Below are 18204 nucleotides of genomic sequence, written 5' to 3'. Positions count from 1 at the left end.
CTCCGGCGCTAGGCGCCGCGGTTCGCCACGGCGCCGTGGCTCGCCACCGCGCTCGCCACGCCGCCCACCTCGGACGCGGGCGTCTTCCGCTCGCCCTCCGCCGCCGACAGCCGCGCCCTTCGGGTGCGCCACCACCGCTCCGCGGTCATCACGGGCAGGATCGACATCGCCACCAGCGTCGACTTGACCCACGCGTCGAGCGAGAGCGGCGCCGAGCCGAACAGCGTGTGCATGAACGGCGCGTAGACGAAGCAGAGCTGGAGCGCGAGGAGCGCGCCGACCCCCACGTAGATCCAGGGGTTCGTGAAGAGCCCGATCTTCAGCATCGAGTCGCGCAGCGACCGGCAGTTGAGCACGTAGAAGATCTGGAACAGCACCACCGTCGTGACCGCCGCCGTCTGCGCCTCGCGGTAGGCGACGTCCGAGACGACCCCGCCGCGCACCTCAGTCGAGTACTCGTAGAAGAACAGCCCGATCGCGCCCGCCGTCATGAGCACCGCGACGATCGCCGTGCGCACGAGGACGAAGCGGCTCAGGATCGGCTCGCTCGGATCGCGGGGCGGGCGGCTCATGACGTCCTTCTCCATCGCCTCGAACGCGAGCGGCAGGGACAGCGCCACCGTGGCCACCAGGTTGACCCAGAGGATCTGGACGGCCGTGATCGGCATGAGCGGCGCGCCCCCGAGGATCGGGAACGTCATCACCGCCACGAGCAGGATCAGCGCCTCGCCCAGGTTCGTCGGCAGCACGAACGCGAGCGCCTTGACCAGGTTGTCGTAGACGCGGCGCCCCTCCTCGACCGCCGCCCGGATGCTCGCGAAGTTGTCGTCCGTCAGCACGACGTCGGCGGACTCCTTCGACACCGCCGTCCCCGTGATCCCCATCGCCACGCCGATGTTCGCCTGCTTCAGCGCCGGCGCGTCGTTCACGCCGTCGCCCGTCATGGCGACGACCTTCCCCTGGGCCTGCAGCGCCCTCACCAGGCGGAGCTTGTGCTCCGGCGCCACGCGCGCGAACACGTTCGTCGACGCCGCCGCCGCGCGCAGCTCGTCGTCCGACAGCCGCGCGAGCTCCGTGCCGTTCATCGCCCGCCCGCCCTCGCCCACGAGCCCGAGCTGCTGGCCGATCGCCCGCGCGGTCGCCAGGTGATCGCCCGTGATCATCTTCACCGTGATCCCGGCCTCATGGCACGCCTTGATCGCGTCGATCGCCTCCGGGCGCGGCGGGTCGATCATCCCCTCGAGGCCGAGGAGCGCGAACCCCTCCGCGAGGTGCGCCTCGTCGAGCGACCCCGCGCCGCGCTCCGCGGGCTTCGACGCGACCGCGAGCACCCGCATTCCCTGCGCCGCCATCCGCTCGACCTGCGCCATCGCCTGGGCCCGCTCCGCCTCGCCGATCGCGGCGCAGCCGAGCACCGCCTCGGGCGCCCCCTTCATGAAGATCACCCGCTCTCCGCCGGGCGCCTCGTGGAGCGTCGCCATGAGCTGCCGCTCGGACGAGAAGGGCACGGCGTCGATGCGGGGGTACTCCCGCCGCGTCCCGTCGACGTCCACGCCGAGCTTCTGCGCCGCGACTACGAGCGCGCCCTCGGTCGGATCGCCCTCGATGCCGCACGCCTCGCCGTCGCGCGTCATGCGCGCGTCGTTGCAGAGCAGCCCCGCGCGGAGCAGCGCGCGCGCCGCCTCGGGCACCTCGCCGGCCGGCGCGCCGCCGCGGCGGAGCTCGCCGGCCGGGGCGTAGCCGACGCCGGTCACCTCGAGCGCCCCGTCGGCGCCCTCGCCGGACGATCCGGCGGAGGGCGTCCACAGGGCGCGGACCGTCATCTCGTTGCGGGTCAGCGTCCCGGTCTTGTCGGAGCAGATGACGCCCGTGCTGCCCAGCGTCTCGACCGCGGGCAGCTTCCGGATCACCGCCCGGCGCCGGGCCATCCGCTGCACGCCGATGGCGAGCGAGATGGTGATGATCGCGGGCAGCCCCTCCGGGATCGCGGCGACCGCCAGCGAGATGCCGGCGAGCATCGCGTCGACCGGCGGGTAGCCCCGGAGCAGCGCGACCCCGACGATGAGCAGCGCGACCGCCACGATCGCGATCGTCAGCACGCGGCCCACCTTGGCCATCGAGCGCGTGAGCGGCGTCTCGATCTCGGTCGCCTCGTGCAGCATCGACGAGATGCGCCCGAGCTCGGTCGCGGCGCCGGTGGAGATGACGACCGCGGTGCCCGTGCCGCTCGTCACGAGCGTCCCGCCGAAGGCGAGGTTCTTGCGGTCGCCGACGCCGGCGTCCTCGGGGACGACCGCGACGTGCTTGTCGGAAGGGACCGACTCGCCGGTGAGCGCCGACTCGTCCACGTGGAGGTTCTTCACCGAGAGCAGCCGCGCGTCGGCGGGGACCTTGTCGCCGGCCTCGAGCACCACCACGTCGCCGGGGACCACGTTCGCCGCGGGGATCACGCTCCGCTGGCCGCCGCGCACGACCGTGGCCGTCTGCGGCACCATGTCGACGAGCGCCTCGATCGCCTTGCCCGCGCGGAGCTCCTGCACGAAGCCGATCGCCGTGTTGAGCACCACGACGGCCAGCACCACCGCGCCGTCGATCGCCTCGCCCATCGCCATCGCGAGGGCCGCCGACGCGAGCAGCACGTAGATGAGCGGGTCGTTGATCTGACGGAAGAGCAGCTTGAGCGCGCTGTCGCCCTTGGCGCGCTGGATCACGTTGGGCCCGACCTCCTCGAGCCGCCGGGCGGCCTCGCCGTCTGCGAGGCCCGCCTCGGCGCTCTCGATCTTGGAGAGCGCATCGCCGGCAGACAGGTTGTGCCAGGCGATCGCGGCCGATGGGGGGAGGACGCGTTGGGACATGGAGTCATCTCCTGCGGTGTGCAGCCGCGCTGTGCGCGCTGCGCTCACCGGCTATGGCAGCCTCATGTCACGTGGTGCGCACGTGACAGCGGCGTTGTCGGCACTTCCCATGCCAGCGCCGCGCCGGGCTGTTCAGCATCCCGGCCAGCGTCAACACGGCGTCGAGCAGGACCTTTTCACCCCGGTGGGGAATTTTGCCCCGCTCCAAAAGCCGCGTTTTTCCGCGTCCGCTCCGGGTCGGAGTCTTCGTTCCCGGGGCTAGCCGCGCGCGTAGGCGAAGGTTCCGTCGATGTTGAGCAGCCCCGTGGCCTGGACGAGCTCGGCCACGGTCACCCCGAAGCGCTGGACGAGCCGGTCGGCGACCTCGCGGCGGAGGATGTCCTTGCGGAAGACGCGCAGCGGGCGCGGGGCGAAGTACCCCTCGAGCTCCGCGAACGTCAGGCGCTGGTACTCGACGGTGCCGCGGCCGGGGCGCCGCGAGACGAGGTCATAGAAGAAGAAGATGCCGCCCGGCCGGAGCAGGCGGAGCGCCTTGTCCATGAGCCCGCGCTTGAGCTCCGCGTTCGTGACCGACGACAGGACGGCGAACATCATCACCATGTCGAACGGGCCGCCGACGTCGGCCTGCAGGAAGTCGCCCGCGACGAAGCGGATGCCGGCGAAGCGCGAGCGCGCGAGCTCGGCCCGCTGCGCGATGAGGTCGATGCCGGTGAGGCGCGACGGATCCGCGCCGAGCTCGACCAGCCACGCCAGGTTGGAGCCCGACCCGCAGCCCACGTCGAGCACCGACATCTCGCGCAGGGCCTCGGGCGTGCGCACGCCGCACTCGACGAGCGCCTCGCGCACGCGGCGCTGCCGCTGCCGCGCGACGAGGTACGGGTGGGCGTTGAGCAGGCTCGCCCACGGGTTCGCGGGCAGGAAGCGCTCGGTGTAGTGCCTGCTGATCGCCTCGAGATCCCGCTCGAAACCGCTGTCCTCGGCCATCGGCCCGCCTCCCTCTCCTGCCCGCGCGGCGCCGGCCTGCGCCGTCATGGCTGCCCCACCGCCCACCCCGGCAGGCGCTGGACCCCCCAGCGCACCGCCTTGAGCAGCCCGAGCGCCACCGTCTGCTCCACCGTGAGCGGGCGCTGCGGCTTCCGCCGCGCGAGGTAGTCGTCGAGGTAGCGCAGGAACTCGGGATCCGGCTCCAGGCCGCCGACCTCGCGCCGGATGCGCCGGTACTTGCGCGTCTTCCAGATGAAGTTCTCCCAGCTGTCGAAGTAGTCGTGCCGCATCAGGAGATCCGGCACGTAGACGACCCGCATGTCGGGGAACGCCTTGGCGATGCGGTAGACCAGGTAGACCCCCTCGGCGCCGTAGAACTGATCCGGAAAGCCCCCGGTCTCGAGGTAGACGCCGCGCCGGATCGCCATGTGCCCCTCGGTCGCGAGGACGTCGTCGATCATGTCGTCGCCGCGGTCGTAGTGCCCCGCGAGCGTGCAGAAGTAGGGGTGCTCCTTGGGGATGATCCGTCCGCGCATCGCGGCGATGCGCGCGTCCTGGAACACGCGGCAGACGACCTCGACGAACGTCGGCGCGATCAGGCCGTCGTCGTCGATGAAGGCGACGTACTCGCCCCGCGCCCAGGCGATGGCCGCGTTGCGCGCGGCGTTCAGCGGGATGCCGTCGGTCAGGCGGAGCTCGACGTCGACGAGCGGCGCGGAGCGCGGCCTGAGGTGCTCGATGCCGCCGCTGTCGGCGAGCAGGATCTCGAAGGGCACGTCGAGCGCCGCCGTCTGGCCGCGCGCGTGCTGGAGGCACTCGATGAGGTAGTCCTTCGCCTTGTACGAGATGATGATCAGCGTGAGCTTCGGCGACGGGACCTCGCGCCGCACGATCAGCTCCTTCACCTCGGGCGCGTACTTCGCGCGCCACGCCTCCTGGAGGGCGCGCTCGCCCTCGGGGAGCCCCGCTCGATCCTTGGGAAGATGGTCAGGCATCGCGGCTCGCATGCCACGGCGGCCGCCGCGCAGGCAAGGACGTCGAGCGGGCGCCGCTCGAGAAAGGTCGGCGCGCGCCGCGCGCGGCGTCAACGCAACGCGAGAGAGGACGGCGCCGCGCCGCGCGCGGCGTCAGCCCGCGCCGCGCGCCGCGACCTCCTCGAAGAGGCGCGCGAGCGCGCCCGCCGCTGCGCGCGCGCTCAGCCCGGCGAGCGCCGCGCCGTCGGGCTCGACGAGCGGCCGCCCGGCCGCGCGCGCGTCGACGGCGTCCTCGATGCGGCGCTCGATCGCCGCGGCGTCGCCGGCCGCGTGCGTCCAGCCGAGGCGCGTCGCCTCGAGGATGCGCGCGACCTCGGGGGACGGCGAGACCGCGAGCACCGGCGCGCGCGCGAGGAGGTAATCGTAGAGCTTGCCGGGCAGCAGGTACGGCTCGTCGCCGAAGCCGGTGAGCAGCGCGAGGTCGGCGCCCGCGACGAGGCCGAGCCCCTCGGCGTACGGCAGGACCGCGCGGTGCTCGAAGAGCCGCGACACGCCGAGCTCCTCGGCCAGGCGGAGATCGCTCCCCGCGACGCGCCCCAGGTTGAGCAGCCGGATCGCGCCCGGGCCGAGCGACCGCCGGCGCGCGACGGCCGCGAGCGCGCGGACGAACGGCGCGAGCGTGCGCTCGCTGTAGCAGTTGCCGAAGTGCACGAGCGTCACCGCCCCGTCGCGCCGCGGCGCGACCGCCGCGTCCGGATCGAAGCCCGTGCGGATCGACGCGACGCGGCGCGCGATGCCCCGCGCGGCGTACGCGTCGCGGGTCATCTCGGACGTCACCGTGAGCGCCGCGGCGGCGCCCACCGCGGCGCGCTCGACGAGCGCCACCGCGGCGCGGACCCACGTGGGCCGCGTCGCCATCACCGGACCGAACGACCACGGATCGCGGAAGTCGACGACGACCGGCCGGCCGACGGCCCTGCCGGCGAGCAGGCCCGCGAGCACCGTCTCCCAGGGCGCCCCGCTCGCGAAGATCACCTCGGCAGAGGCCTCGCGGGCGAGGCGCGCGATGCGGGCCGCGAGGGCCGGAATGCGGCCCGCGTCCGGGCCGATCACCCGGACGTAGCGGAGCTCGGCGGCGACGCGCGCGAGCCCCCTCCGGCGCGCGACCGGCAGCGGCGCCTCGGTCGGCGCCTCCACGGTGCCGTCGGAGCCGAGCGCGCGGCGCGGCATGCGCGCGAGCTCGGCGTCCGTGAGGTAGTCGCGGCGCACGTCGCACGCGGGCAGGTCGGCGTCCGCGAACGACGGATCCAGCCGCTCGCCGGGAGGCGGCCTCGCCGTGAGCACCGTCGCCGCCCAGCCGTGCTCCGGCAGAAATTTCGCGAAGCGGTACGCGCGCTTACCGCCGACGCTGAACCGCGGGGGAAAGTAGTAGCTCACGAGGAGCGCGCGCCTCATCGCCGCGCCTATATCACGGCCGCGCGGGGCCCCGCGCGCCCGCCGCGGGAGGCCGCTCCGCCCGCGCATGTGCTACCGAGCCGCCATGCGGGACGAGCAGCCCACCCCGGTCGAGCCGAGCGCGCCCCCGCGGGCGCCGGAGGCCTCGGGGGCCGCGCGGGCCGCGCGGGTGGCCGACGGCGCGCCGCCCCCCGCCGAGGCGCAGGGCGCGTCGCTCGCCGACCGGATCGGGATGATCGTCGGCGGGCAGTTCGTGAACACGCTCATCGTCCTCGTGCAGGGCATCGTCGTGGTGCGGCTGCTCGGCAAGTCCGAGTACGGCGCGCTCGCGTTCGCGACGATGCTGTTCATGACGGGGCGCGATCTCGCGCTGCTCTACCTGCCGGAGTCGTTCCTCTATTTCGCGCCCAAGGTGACCCGCCCCGAGCTCAGGGGGCTGGTGCGGCAGAGCCTGCTGCTCCTGCTCGGCCTCGGGGGCCTCTCCGCGCTCGCCTTCGCGGCCTTCGCCCTCGTCCCCGGCGTCTTCCTCGACGTCCGCGAGGGCGCGACGCCGCTCCTCCTGCTCATCGGCCTGATGAGCGTGATCGCCTACCCCGCGAGCGTCTTCGGCCCGCTCTTCATCGCCACGAACAACCACCGCAAGTCGGCGGGCGTCGCGCTGATCGTCACGCTCTCGACCGCGGCGGGCGCGATCGTCCCCGCCGCGCTCGGGTGCTCGGTGGCGTGGATCCTGGCCGCCCAGTGCGCGGCCCAGGCGCTCCGGCTCGGGCTCTCGTACCGGCTCTACGCGCGGCTGTTCCGGGACGTCGCGACGGCGCCCTTCCCCGGCGGCGTCCGGGCGCAGCTCGCCTACGCGCTCCCGCTCTCGGTGACCCGCTTCGCCGGCCTCTTCAACCAGAAGCTCGACAAGTTCGTCATCGGCCTCTTCTTCAGCGCGGGGCTCTACGCCGAGTTCGCCGTCGGCTCGCAGGAGCTCCCGCTCGTCGGCGTCCTCGCCTACTCCGTCGCCTCCACGATGCTCCCGGACCTCGTCGCCCGCGTCGAGGGCGGGCCGACGCCCGCCGAGGGCGCGCGGGCCGCGATCGCGCTGTGGCACTCGGGGATCCGCAAGACGACGCTGATCATGCTCCCGGTCGCGGCGTTCCTCCTCCTGTTCGCCGAGCCGCTCATGCGCACCGTCTACGGCGACGCGTACGCCGGCGCCGCGGTCCCGTTCCGCATCTACTCCGCGCTCCTGCCGCTGCGCGTGACGGCGTACGCCATCGTGCTGATGGCGTTCGGGAAGACGTCGATGATCCTGCGGATCCAGGTGCTGTCCATGGCGTTCAACACCGCGGCGAACCTGGTTCTCCTCCCCACGCTCGGCATGATCGGCGCGCCGCTCTCGGCCGTCCTGACCCAGGCGCTCGGGATCGTCGCCATGGTCGCGACCATCGCGCGCCTCTCCGGGGTCGGCCTGCGCGGCGTCTTCCCGTGGCGCCACTACGGGCGCGTCGCGGCCACCGCGCTCGTCGCCGCGGCGCCGCTCACCGCGTTCCTGGTGACGGGCGCGGTCGACGAGCGCCCCGCGCTCTGCCTCGCGCTCGGCGCCCCCCTCTACGCGGGGCTCTACCTCGTGGCCGCGTGGGTCACCGGCGTGCTCGCCCCCGAGGACCGCGCGTTCGTCGCGCGCTGGCTCCGCCTCGAGCCGCTGCGCAGCCGCCATGGCTGACGCGCCCGCGAGCTCGGCGCCCTCCCCGCGCGGAGGGCTTGAGGTCGGTGACCGCCGTCACCATCCATCCTCCGACAGGGCGAACATGGTGAACATGACCGGCGCCGCCTCAACCAGCCTCTGCCACATCTCCTCAAAGCGATCGGCGCGCGCGCGACGACCACCGCTGCAGGCCTCGAAGACGAGGCTCGGCCGATCGACCTGGCCGCTCGAACCACGGTTCCCCACGTTCGCTGTCTCGGGCGGCAAACAGCGGGTCCGGACGTGGGATCCGCGCAGGCAGCCAGGAGTTGCGGGCAGCCTGGAAAGGCTGGCAGTCGTCCGATGCCCGCTCTCGTGGCTCCCGGCTTCGTGTGGATTTCCCGCCGATCGGTGTTCTAGGCTTACTCGCCGGCCTCATCGGCGCTTTGTGCGATGGAGACGACCATGAGCGAAGACCAGGAAGCCGGATTCGTCCTCCGGGTCATCTCGGGCCCCCTGGCCGGACAGACCGCGCACATCCCTGGCGACCGTCCGCTGCTCGTCGGCCGCGCGCCCGAATCGGATCTCTCCATCTCGAGCGACGGCGAGCTCTCTGCCCTGCATTTCTCGGTCGAGCAGATCGACGGCAGCTACCTGCTCCGCGACCTGGGGAGCCGCAACGGCACGCAGGTCAACCGCGAGCGCGCGCGCGAGGTGTCGCTCCGGGACGGCGACGAGATCCGCGCGGGGGCGACCCTGTTCGCGGTGGTGCGCCACGAGCCGAGCCGCCGCTATGCGCCGACCGAGCCGGCCCCGCCCTCGCGGCGGGCGCGGACCGAGCCCGTCCCGTCCTCGCGGCGCGCGCGGACCGAGCCCGTCCCGTCCTCGCGGCGCGCGCGGACCGAGCCGGCCCCGCCCTCGCGGCGGGCGCGGAGGACCGGGATCCCCGCGACGGGCTCGCCGTTCACCGCGTCGGTGCGGGCTCGGCTGCGGCAGGAGCGCTCGCCGCTCTTCGCGGTGGTGGACGCCGCGCGCGATCCGCGCATCCGGCTGCTCCTCGGGGAGGCGGGCGAGCAGACCGCCTCGCTCTACACCGGCTTCCAGGGCGAGATCCTCGCGGACGTCGGCCCCACGCTCGTGCACCTCCCGCCGGGGTCGACCCTGCTCGACGCGCTCGTCGACTGCGGCTGGGGCGACGGCTGGGGCGTCTTCTTGACGAGCAACCGTCCGTTCGGCGACGTGCGGAAGCACCTCCGCCGGTTCCTCCTGGTCGAGAGCGGCACGGGCAAGCAGCAGTACTTCCGGTTCTACGACCCGCGCGTGCTCCGCGGCTTCTTGCCCACGTGCGGTCCGCGCAAGCTCGAGGCGCTGTTCGAGGAGATCGAGGCCTTCGCGATGGAGGCCGAGGATCCGGGCAAGCTGCTGCGCTTCACCGCGCAGGGCGGCAAGGCGATCCGCGAGGAGTCGGCGCTCGATCCGGAGAGCTGAGGGCGGCGGGGCGCCGGGCGTTCAGCGCGGCGCGCCCCCGTCCTGAGCGGGCAGATCCCAGGCGATCACGCGCAGGAGCTCCGCCACGCTGAACGCTTGAGCGAAGCAGCCGCCGGGGTGGTGCGGCGCCTCGCCGGACGCGACCTCGGGCACGTGGCCGAGCGCGATCTCGTTCGCGACCGCCGACGTCACCAGCCTGTGGAGCAGCGGGAGGACGTGCTCCCCGAGCGTGGAGAAGTGCCGGGCGGCGCGCGCGTAGAACCCGAGCAGAAACGGCCAGACCGTGCCCTGGTGATACGCGGCGTCCCGCGCCTCGGGGCCCCCCTGGTACCGGGCCACGTAGGCCGGATCGGCGGGCGAGAGCGTCCGCACGCCGGCGGGGGTCACGAGCTCCAGGCGGGCCCGCTCGAGCAGCGCCGACGCCTGCTCCGGCGTGAAGCAGGCGGGATCCACGGCCACGGCGATCACCGCGTTGGGGCGGATCGACGCGTCGCGGAACGCGCCCTCCCCCTCCGCGTCCTCCGAGATGACGTCGTACGGGTAGCTGGTCTCCTCGCACCAGAAGCGGGCGGCGAAGCCCCGGCGCGCCGCGCTCGCGGCCGCCTCCGCGCGCGCCGCGAGGCGATCGTCGCCGGCGGCCCGCGCGAGGCGCGCGAGCGTCTCCGAGCCCTTCGCCCACAGCGCCGTGAGCTCGACCGGGCAGCCCGCGCGCGGGGTGACCGCGCGGCCCGCGACGCGCGCGTCCATCCACGTGAGCCCGTCGATCGCGCCCTCGCCGCGGCGGCCCGCGGCGAAGAGGCCGTCGGCCGTGACGTGGATGCCGTTGCGGGTCCCGCGCAGGGCGGCCTCGAAGGCGTCGCGGAGCGCGCCGAGCAGCTCGCCCGTGACGAACGGGTGCGCGTCGCCGATCGCGTCGGCGAGCAGGCGGGCCGCCTCGAACAGCCAGAGGGTGGCGTCGGCCGCGTGGAAATCCGGGGGCTCGCCCGCGTCGGGGAGCCGGTTCGGCACGAGGCCGTCCTGCATGGAGTCGATGATGGCGCGGAGGACGCGGATCGCCCCCTCGGTCTTGCGCGGCACCAGGTAGAGGCCGGGCAGGGAGATGAGGGCGTCGCGGCCCCACACCTCGAACCACGGGTAGCCCGCGATGACGCCGGGGCGCGCGGCCGCGTCGGCGCGGAACGCCTCGGCCGCGATGCAGAGCCGCCGCTCCAGGAGCGGCCGCCGGGGCCCCGGGTCCTCGGCGCGGATCGCCGCGCTCGCCGCGGCGAGCAGGTTCTCCGGCTCGTCCTCGGGCAGCGCGCCCACCGCCACGAGCAGGTGCACGGGCTCGGGGCCGATCACCGTCTCGAAGTGGCCCGGCGTCCAGAGGTCCTCGAGGAAGTCGAGGCCGCGATCCTGCTCGCCGAGGTACTCGAAGCGGCGCCACCAGTCCTGCGAGCCGACGAACGTGCCCTGGTAGCGGAAGCAGATCCGCGGCAGCGCGCGGTTCGGCTGCACCCGGACCTCGCCGATCGAGGGGCTGTGTCGCCCCGAGCCGGCCTCGCCGCGCGCGGCGCCGGCGCGCAGCTCGACCTTCTGGGAGATGCCGCCGTTCTCGCGGAGCAGCTGGTGCATGTGGCGCGCGGCGAGGAGCGGGCGGAGCGTCAGCATCACCGGATCCGCCCCGCTCCAGGCGTAGCGCAGGACGGCGGCGTTCTCGCCGCGCACGAGGCCGAGCGTCACCTCGAGCTCGCCGCCCGGGAGGGCGTACGCCCAGCGCGGGAGCGGATCCTGATCGAAGCGCTCGAGATAGAACGAGCCGTTCTCCGGGTCGATGCCGGGGAACTGGTGCTTGGCGAGGTCCCACCGCGGCCACGCCGCCCGGCGCTCGGTCGGGGCGCCCTGCTGCCGGATCGGGCGGACGCTGGCGTCGACGTGCGAGAGCATCACGTGCCGGCGCCGCGGCGGGTCGAGCGCCGCGACGAGCAGCCCGTGGTAGCGGCGCGTGTGCATACCGGCGATCGTCGAGCTCGCGTAGGCGCCTGCCCCGTTCGTGTGCAGCCACTCCTTGCGCGCGATCGAGAGCTGGCCGCGCACCTCGACGTGGGGCCAGGGCGACGCGTGCTCCAGCGCGGCGCCCTGGGCGCGCGACGCCGCGGGCGCGGACGAGAAGGTTTCGTGAGGCGGAGCGTACCTCCGGGATCCGTCAGAGCTCATCGACCGCCGGTGGCCTTCCTGAGCGAGTCCTCGGCCGCGGCGCGCATCACCTCGACCGGCGCCGGGAGGCCGGTCCAGAGCGTGAAGGACTGCGCCGCCTGGCCGACGAGCATGCCGAGCCCGTCGGACGCGCGGAGCCCTCGCTCGCGCGCCATGCGGAGGAACGGCGTCACCGGCGGGTTGTAGACGACGTCGTAGAGGCAGGCGCTCGGCGAGAGCGAGTCCCACGGGATGATGCGGGTGACCTCCTCGCCCGGCGGGCCCCCGAGCATGCCGGCGCTCGTGGCCTGGATGATCAGGTCGGCGGCGACGGCGAACTCGCTCCAGTTGAGCCGCAGCGCCACCGAGGACTTGCTGCTGATCGACCGCTCGGTCGGGATCGGCCAGGGCGCCGTGAGCGCGCCGAGCTCGGACGCGCGCTGCCCCGCGGGCGACTCCAGCATCTCCTCGGTGCTCGTCCACGACCGGGTCGTCACGCTGATGAGGTGGTAGCCGAGCATCTTGCAGGCGGCGATCGCCGCGAACGCCGCGCCGCCCGCCCCGATGATCAGCGCGCGCTGGCGCGGGCTCGGGGGCGCGCCGCCCCGCCCCGCCGGATCGTCGCCCTTGGGCGGGGCGGATCGCAGGAGCAGGTCGAGCTCGTCGCGGAGCGCGATCACGTCGGTGTTGTGCGCGGTCACGCGCCGCGGCTCGGCCGCGCAGAGGACGTTCGCGACGCCGACGTCGGCCGCGCTCGAGTCCACGTCGTCGACCATCGACATGATCGCGCGCTTGTGCGGGATGGTGACGTTCGCGCCCGCGATGAGGCCGCTCCGGATGTCGCTGACGAAGCGCGCGAGCTCCGCGCCGGTCGGCACGTCGAACGCGCTGTAGATGTGGGGCAGCTGGTGGGCCCGAAACGCGGCCGAGTGCATGGCCGGCGAGACCGAGTGGCCCACCGGGTGCCCGACCAGACCGAACATTCGCCGCTCAGGGTTCGACATGACGCCTCTCCTCCGGGCCGGCCTCCGCTCCGCCCTGCCCCGCCGAGACCTGGCCCGAGGCGCCCGCGCGACCGAAGGCCGGGGCGCGCTCGTCGGCCGCGAAGCCGAGCCCGAGCTGCTCGCACGCGGGCGCGCCGGGCTGCGCCCTGCGCCTCGGCGCGCGGCCGGCCGCCGGGGCGCGCGGCCCGCCGCTCTGGCGCGCGGGCGGGGCGGGCGCCGCCGCCTCGGCTGGCGCGGGCGCCGCCGCCTCGGCCGGCGCGGGCGCCGCGGGCGCCGGCGGCGCGCCGCGCTCGACGAGCGGCTCGTCCGGCCCCGCGGTGGCCACGACCCGCGCGAGCAGCGCGCCGTGGTGCACGCGCACCGTGATGGGATCCCCCGGCGCGACCTCGCGGTGATCGCGGACCGCGCGGCCCGACGGGTCGGTCGCGATGGCGTAGCCGCGCGCGAGCACGCGGAGCGGCGACATCGCCTCGAGCCGGGCGACGTCGCTCGCGAAGCCCTCCCGGAGCAGGGCGACGTGGCGGCGCGCGGCGGCGGTGAGGCGCACCGACAGCGGCCTGAGCGCGCCGCGCGCGCCGGCGAGCACCGCGCGCGGGTGGCGCGCGGCGAGCCTGCGCTCGAGGCGCTGGAGCCCGGCGCGGTCCTCCACGACGATCCGCTCCATCCGGCGCCGGAGCCTCGCGACGGCGTCGTCGATCCGCTGCTGCGGCTCGGCCAGGATCTGCGCGGGCGAGCCGAGCCGGGCGCGCTGCCGGTCGAGGTCGGCCCGCGCGGCCCGGAGCCGGTGGGCGATCGCGCGGCGCATGCGGGCCTCGAGGTGCTCCAGCGCCGCGCGGCGCGCGGCCGCGTCCGCGACGAGCATCTCCGCCGCCTGCGACGGGGTCGCGGCGCGCGCGTCGGCGGCGAGGTCGGTCAGCGCGACGTCGATCTCGTGCCCGACCGCGCTCACGATCGGCACGCGCGCGGCCGCCACCTTCCGGACGACGATCTCCTCGTTGAACGCGCTGAGGTCGTCGGCGGAGCCGCCCCCGCGCCCCACGATGATCACCTCGATGCCCGGGAACTCCTCGAGCAGCGCGATCGCGCGGACGATCCGCTGCCCCGCGCCGGCGCCCTGCACCGGCGTGCGCGCGAGGATCAGCCGGGCGGCGCCGCGGCGGAACGCGACGGTCACGATGTCGTGGATCGCCGCCCCGTCGCCGCTCGTGACGACGCCGATGATCTGCGGATCGACCGGCAGCTTGCGCTTGCGCTCCGGCGCGAAGAGCCCCTCGGCGGCGAGCTTCTCCTTGAGGCGGAAGAGCGCCTCGAGGAGCGCGCCGCGGCCGGCGAGGCGCGCGTCGTCCGCGCAGAACTGGAGCCGGCCGCGCGGCACGTAGACCGTGGCGCGGCCCGTGAGCACGACGCGGGCGCCGTCGGCGAGCAGCTTGCGCGCGCGCGGGGCGGCCGTCCGGTACATCACGCAGTCGATCGCCGCCTCCTCGTTCTCGTCCTTGAGCGTGAAGTAGGCGTGACCGCTGCCCACGACGCGCAGGCCCGAGATCTCGCCCTCGACGCGCACGTCGGCCGTCGAGCCCTCGAGGATCCGCTTCAGCCGGCGATCCAGCTCCGCGACCGAGACCACCTCCGGCTCGGCGCCCCGCTGCCGGCGCGAGGTCGGCGGGCTCGTGAGCTCGCGAGGCTCGGCGGCGGGAGGGGCCGCAAACGAGAGCTCGGGCGGGATATCGCGGCGCTGCACAGGGCAGACCTACCCTTTTGCTCGGCCTGGGGAAAGACTCTCGCGGGCCTGATCCCACGTCGGGCCGCAACGAAGAACGCGCGGCTCCAGGTGGAGCACCCCACCGCCGAATGGACGACCGACATCTGGATCGCGGCGTCATCGCGCGCATACGGCCGGCTGCTGCCGAGCACGCCGTCGCGGGCATCCGGACGAGCCTCTCTTTTGACGGGATCTCCTCTCGCGCCCTGAGTTCCAGGCCGCTCACCGGCGACGCGGGCTCCGCCGACGAGCCCGCGCGGAGCGCTGCGGCGACCGCGGCGGAGCGCCGCGGCGACCACCGCGGTACCGTGAGGACGAGGCCTCGCTCGTCGCCGCGCTCGCCGTCGGGGCTGCAGGCCGAGCCGCCGCCTGCTCGCCCAGCGGCCCTCGATCCGGCTTCACCGCGACGCTCGCGGCGGGTCGCCCATCACGTTCAGGCGAAGCCCGCGCGGGAGCCCTGCGATGCGCCCCGGCCGTCAGGCGGCGCCGGGGCCCTGCGACCGGAGCGCAGCCTGCGGCGCCTTCCCCGCGCCGCCCCGAGGCGGTGCGTCCGACCAACGCGCCGCGTAGCGCGCAGGCGGCGCGCCCGGCCAACGTGCCGCCTGCGCGGCGCGCCCGGCCAACGTGCCGCCTGCGCGGCGCACCCAACCGACGCGCCGCCTACGCGGCGCGTCGCCCCAAAGTCTCTCTCGCTCCGGCCGCGCTCGATGCTATTCTACGCCGAACTTTCGGCTGGGGTGGAGGTGCGATGGGACGCGAGGCGAAGGGCCAGAAGGACCCTCTTGGGTCCGTCGCCACGCTCCCACCGATCGAGGCCCGCGCGCAAGAGCCTGCGCCTGCGACAGGCTGGCCGGCCGCTCAGCTCGCCGGCCAGCCAGCGAGCGATGAGGCCGTGACGCCTCCCCCCGAGACGCGGTGGTTCGACGCCACCGCTCCCGAGCTCTCGCCGGCGCGGGGCGCAGGCGCGCGACGGCTCTGGTCGATCCCGCTCCTCGTGGCCGCGCTCGTGCTGGTCGCGACCGCGCGCAGCGTGACGGTCCGCGCGCTCTTGCCGGTCGCGCTCGTCGCGGCGGCGGGGGCGCTGCTCGCGCGGGGGCGGCGGCACCTCCTCCCGGCCCCGCAGGCGAGCCGGCGCGGGCTGAGCCTCGACGGCGACCGGCTGCTCCTCCGCGGCAAGGGCGGCGCCGGGGAGCACGTGCTGCTCACGACCCGCGACCGGTTCGGCGTGACGCTCCTCGCGACGCCGCGCCGCGATCGCATCGTCGCCCTGCTCACCTCCAGCGCCGGGATGTCCTCCGTCGGGGCCAGCTTCGACGGCCCCGCGCGCCGCGCCTTCGCCGCGCTGCTCGACCGCGCGTCCGTCGTGGGCTCCGACGAGGTCGGGCTCGAGGCGATCGGCCCGGACGGCGAGCCGATCTCGCTCGGCCCCGCGGTGCTCGCCGCGCTGATCGAGGAGCTCACGGAGCGCTCGCCCGGGTGCCTCGATCGCTTCCTCCTGACCGACGCGCGGGGCGCGACGCTCAGCCTCGACAGCCGCGAGCTCCGCGCCGGCGGCCGCGTCTTCGATCTCACCGCGCCGCTCGAGTGGCGCGCGTTCGTCTTCCAGGAGGCGCTCGGCCAGGCGGTCGCGGTGTACCAGGGGACGTGGGTGCGCCAGGGCACGAGCGAGATCTTCCTCGTCTGCTTGCTCCCTGCGATGACGCCGGCGCTCGACGGGCTGGGCGCGTCGCCCGGCCCGCTCGATCGCGGCGCGCTCCGCGATCTCCGGCTCATGCAGGGCGCTCCGGAGAGCCCGCCGCCCGCCGAGCAGCGCGTCGCCATCGATCGCCTGCTGATGGTCCCGATCCGCTCCGCGCTGGACAAAGCGCCCCGGCCCGCCGCGCAGACGTACCGCGCGCGCGCATGAGAGCGGCGCCAGGCGCGCCCTGACGGCGCGTACGGCGCGATGGAGACGGCGAGCGTGCCGCGTCCCGACGTCGCCCTGCGAGCGCGCCAGAGCGTCGGCCTTCGCTTGACGCGCGCGTGCGGGCACGGGTAAACCGCGCACGGTACCCAGGCGTTCAAGTCACCACGTCCCCTACGAGATCCGGAGGCGATCCATGGCCGTCGATATCCAGAGACTGTTCAACGAAGAGCTCCCTGCTGCCCTGGCGAAGCATTCCGACGCGGCCAAGCAGATCGGCGGGAAGTACCAGATCAACGTGACCGGCGAGGGCGGCGGCGAGTGGCTGATCGACCTGTCCGACACCGGGCCGAAGCTCGACTCGGGCAACCCGGGCGGCGCGGACGTCACGATCTCGCTCACCAGCGAGGACTTCCAGAAGCTGTACGAGAACCCGCAGGCCAACTCGATGCAGCTCTACTTCGCGGGCAAGCTGAAGGTCGCGGGCAACCAGATGCTCGCGATGAAGCTCCCGAAGCTCTTCCAGCTCAGCGCCGGCTGATCCCGGCGCCGGAGGCGCCCCGACTCCCCGGCGCCGGCGACGAGCCTCTCCCGGATCGCAGCCCCTGCGATCACCTCGCTGACCTCTCGGAGCCCGCTTCACGCCGCGCGCGGACGCGACCGGCGTCCCTTCTCTTCCCCCTCGATCCTCGACCCCTCTCGCGCCACGACAGGGAGGCCTCCATGCGCCCGCTCACCGATACGCGCATCCTCGATCTCTCGAGGCTCCTGCCGGGCCCCTTCGCGACCCTGGTCCTGGCGGATCTCGGCGCGACGGTGGACAAGATCGAGGACGTCGCCGGCGGCGACCTCCTGCGCGAGCTCCCCCCGCAGATCGCCGGTGAATCCGCGGCGTTCCAGCTCTTGAACCGCGGCAAGCGAAGCGCCCTGCTCGATCTGAAGAAGCCCGAGGGGCGCGACGCCTTCCGCCGGCTCGCCGCGACGTACGACGTGCTCTTCGATCAGTTCCGCCCGGGCGTGCTCGAGCGGCTCGGGCTCGGCCACGCGGCGCTCCGCGCGGACAACCCGCGGCTCATCGTCTGCGCGCTGACCGGCTACGGCCAGACGGGCAGCCTGTCGGCGCGCGCGGGGCACGATCTGAACTACGTCGCGCGGGCGGGCGTCCTCGGGGCCCAGGGGCCCGCCGAGGGCCCGCCGCAGGTGCCGGGCTTCCAGGTCGCCGACGTGAGCGGCGGGATGTGGTGCGCGATCGCCATCCTCGCGGCGCTGCGCGAGCGGGATCGGACCGGGCAGGGCGCGGTGCTGGACATCGCCATGACCGACGGCGTGCTCGGCTTCGCCCTCCCCACGCTCGCCGCGGCGCTCGCGGGCGGCGGCACGGCGCTCCGCGGGCCGGACGCCGCGGAGGGCGCGCGCGCAGCGGGCGACGAGCCGCTCACCGGGGGGCTCGCGCCGTACAACACCTACCTCTCGAAGGACGGTCACGCGATGGCGCTCGCCGCGCTGGAGCCGAAGTTCTGGCGCGCGTTCTGCGAGGGCGCAGGGATCGAGCCCGATCCGAGCGCGCTCGTCCCCGGACCGCACCAGGCCGGGCTCAAGCGCGCGCTCGCCGCGGTCTTCCGGCAGAGGACCCGCGCGGAGTGGGAGGCGCTCGCCGCCGAGCGCGACTGCTGCCTCGAGCCGGTGCTCGATCCGCGGAGCGCCCCGTCCGATCCGCACCTCGGGTCGCGCGGTCTCCTGTTCGAGATCGCCTCGCCGCGCGGCCCTGTCCCCCAGCTCAGGACGCCGGTCACGCCGGCGGGCGCCGCGTTCGCGCCGGCGCCTCGCGCCGGGGAGCACACGCGCGCCGTGCTGCGCGACGCGGGCTTCTCGGACGGGGAGATCGACGCGCTGGTCCGCGCCGGCGCGGCGCGCGAGGCGGGGTGAGGATCGCGC

Annotated in this window: 12 protein-coding genes; 5 read left to right on the top strand and 7 right to left on the bottom strand. The window is 74.7% G+C overall.

All coding sequences use genetic code 11. From position 1 onward, the window contains the following. Window positions 1-8: 8 nt before the first annotated feature. The 4 genes from WME83_RS14805 to WME83_RS14790 form a co-directional block, all read right to left on the bottom strand. Window positions 9-2855 carry a cation-translocating P-type ATPase gene (locus tag WME83_RS14805; RefSeq protein ID WP_437319933.1) on the bottom strand — a complete coding sequence of 949 codons (2847 nt, stop codon included), beginning with the start codon at window positions 2853-2855 and terminating at the stop codon, window positions 9-11. 258 nt (window positions 2856-3113) lie between these two features. Next, entirely contained in the window at window positions 3114-3839 is a 726-nt protein-coding gene (locus WME83_RS14800) for a class I SAM-dependent methyltransferase (protein WP_437319932.1), read from the bottom strand. 44 nt (window positions 3840-3883) lie between these two features. Beyond that, entirely contained in the window at window positions 3884-4834 is a 951-nt protein-coding gene (locus tag WME83_RS14795) for a glycosyltransferase family 2 protein (RefSeq protein WP_437319931.1), read from the bottom strand. A gap of 132 nt (window positions 4835-4966) precedes the next feature. After that, window positions 4967-6268, bottom strand: a complete 1302-nt coding sequence (locus WME83_RS14790) for a glycosyltransferase (RefSeq protein ID WP_437319930.1) — start codon at window positions 6266-6268, stop codon at window positions 4967-4969. 85 nt (window positions 6269-6353) lie between these two features. Between WME83_RS14790 and WME83_RS14785 the strand changes: the two genes are divergently transcribed. Both WME83_RS14785 and WME83_RS14780 read left to right on the top strand, forming a co-directional pair. After that, on the top strand, window positions 6354-7979 hold the full coding sequence (locus WME83_RS14785; RefSeq protein WP_437319929.1) for a lipopolysaccharide biosynthesis protein: 1626 nt from the start codon (window positions 6354-6356) through the stop codon (window positions 7977-7979). 426 nt (window positions 7980-8405) lie between these two features. After that, window positions 8406-9428, top strand: coding sequence for a DUF4123 domain-containing protein (locus WME83_RS14780; protein WP_437319928.1), 1023 nt, complete (start codon window positions 8406-8408; stop codon window positions 9426-9428). Between the two features lie 21 nt (window positions 9429-9449). On the opposite strand, the gene WME83_RS14775 is transcribed toward WME83_RS14780, so the two are convergent. Genes WME83_RS14775 through xseA form a run of 3 tightly spaced genes read right to left on the bottom strand, consistent with a single transcriptional unit; the run spans window position 9450 to window position 14345 of the window. Beyond that, window positions 9450-11624 (bottom strand): amylo-alpha-1,6-glucosidase, encoded by a 2175-nt coding sequence (locus WME83_RS14775; RefSeq protein WP_437319927.1) that lies wholly within the window; start codon window positions 11622-11624, stop codon window positions 9450-9452. Continuing rightward, window positions 11621-12607 (bottom strand): shikimate dehydrogenase family protein, encoded by a 987-nt coding sequence (locus WME83_RS14770; protein ID WP_437319926.1) that lies wholly within the window; start codon window positions 12605-12607, stop codon window positions 11621-11623. The genes WME83_RS14775 and WME83_RS14770 overlap by 4 nt, the downstream gene beginning before the upstream one ends. Further along, entirely contained in the window at window positions 12594-14345 is a 1752-nt protein-coding gene (gene xseA / locus WME83_RS14765) for an exodeoxyribonuclease VII large subunit (RefSeq protein ID WP_437319925.1), read from the bottom strand. Before xseA ends, WME83_RS14770 begins: the two co-directional genes overlap by 14 nt. A gap of 913 nt (window positions 14346-15258) precedes the next feature. Here xseA and WME83_RS14760 point away from each other — a divergent pair. The 3 genes from WME83_RS14760 to WME83_RS14750 all read left to right on the top strand — a co-directional run bounded on the left by WME83_RS14760 (window position 15259) and on the right by WME83_RS14750 (window position 18195). After that, window positions 15259-16272, top strand: coding sequence for an IMP dehydrogenase (locus WME83_RS14760; RefSeq protein ID WP_437319924.1), 1014 nt, complete (start codon window positions 15259-15261; stop codon window positions 16270-16272). 193 nt (window positions 16273-16465) lie between these two features. Continuing rightward, a complete protein-coding gene (locus WME83_RS14755) occupies window positions 16466-16810 on the top strand; it encodes an SCP2 sterol-binding domain-containing protein (protein ID WP_437319923.1) in 345 nt (114 codons plus the stop codon). A 182-nt stretch (window positions 16811-16992) separates the two neighbouring features. Further along, window positions 16993-18195 (top strand): CaiB/BaiF CoA transferase family protein, encoded by a 1203-nt coding sequence (locus tag WME83_RS14750; RefSeq protein WP_437319922.1) that lies wholly within the window; start codon window positions 16993-16995, stop codon window positions 18193-18195. The last annotated feature ends 9 nt before the right edge of the window (window positions 18196-18204 follow it).

The sequence above is a fragment of the Sorangium sp. So ce385 genome (assembly GCF_051474135.1).
GTDB classification, from domain to species: domain Bacteria; phylum Myxococcota_A; class Polyangia; order Polyangiales; family Polyangiaceae; genus Sorangium; species Sorangium cellulosum_D.
Note: the sequence above shows the minus strand (reverse complement) of the source record. Positions and strands in the feature narration are given on the sequence as shown.

What these genes read in the sequence shown, in the direction of transcription:
- WME83_RS14805 (WP_437319933.1), bottom strand. Translation starts at nt 2,855, where the DNA reads ATGTCCCAACGCGTCCTCCCCCCATCGGCCGCGATCGCCTGGCACAAC.
- WME83_RS14800 (WP_437319932.1), bottom strand. Translation starts at nt 3,839, where the DNA reads ATGGCCGAGGACAGCGGTTTCGAGCGGGATCTCGAGGCGATCAGCAGG.
- WME83_RS14795 (WP_437319931.1), bottom strand. Translation starts at nt 4,834, where the DNA reads ATGCCTGACCATCTTCCCAAGGATCGAGCGGGGCTCCCCGAGGGCGAG.
- WME83_RS14790 (WP_437319930.1), bottom strand. Translation starts at nt 6,268, where the DNA reads ATGAGGCGCGCGCTCCTCGTGAGCTACTACTTTCCCCCGCGGTTCAGC.
- WME83_RS14785 (WP_437319929.1), top strand. Translation starts at nt 6,354, where the DNA reads ATGCGGGACGAGCAGCCCACCCCGGTCGAGCCGAGCGCGCCCCCGCGG.
- WME83_RS14780 (WP_437319928.1), top strand. Translation starts at nt 8,406, where the DNA reads ATGAGCGAAGACCAGGAAGCCGGATTCGTCCTCCGGGTCATCTCGGGC.
- WME83_RS14775 (WP_437319927.1), bottom strand. Translation starts at nt 11,624, where the DNA reads ATGAGCTCTGACGGATCCCGGAGGTACGCTCCGCCTCACGAAACCTTC.
- WME83_RS14770 (WP_437319926.1), bottom strand. Translation starts at nt 12,607, where the DNA reads ATGTCGAACCCTGAGCGGCGAATGTTCGGTCTGGTCGGGCACCCGGTG.
- WME83_RS14755 (WP_437319923.1), top strand. Translation starts at nt 16,466, where the DNA reads ATGGCCGTCGATATCCAGAGACTGTTCAACGAAGAGCTCCCTGCTGCC.
- WME83_RS14750 (WP_437319922.1), top strand. Translation starts at nt 16,993, where the DNA reads ATGCGCCCGCTCACCGATACGCGCATCCTCGATCTCTCGAGGCTCCTG.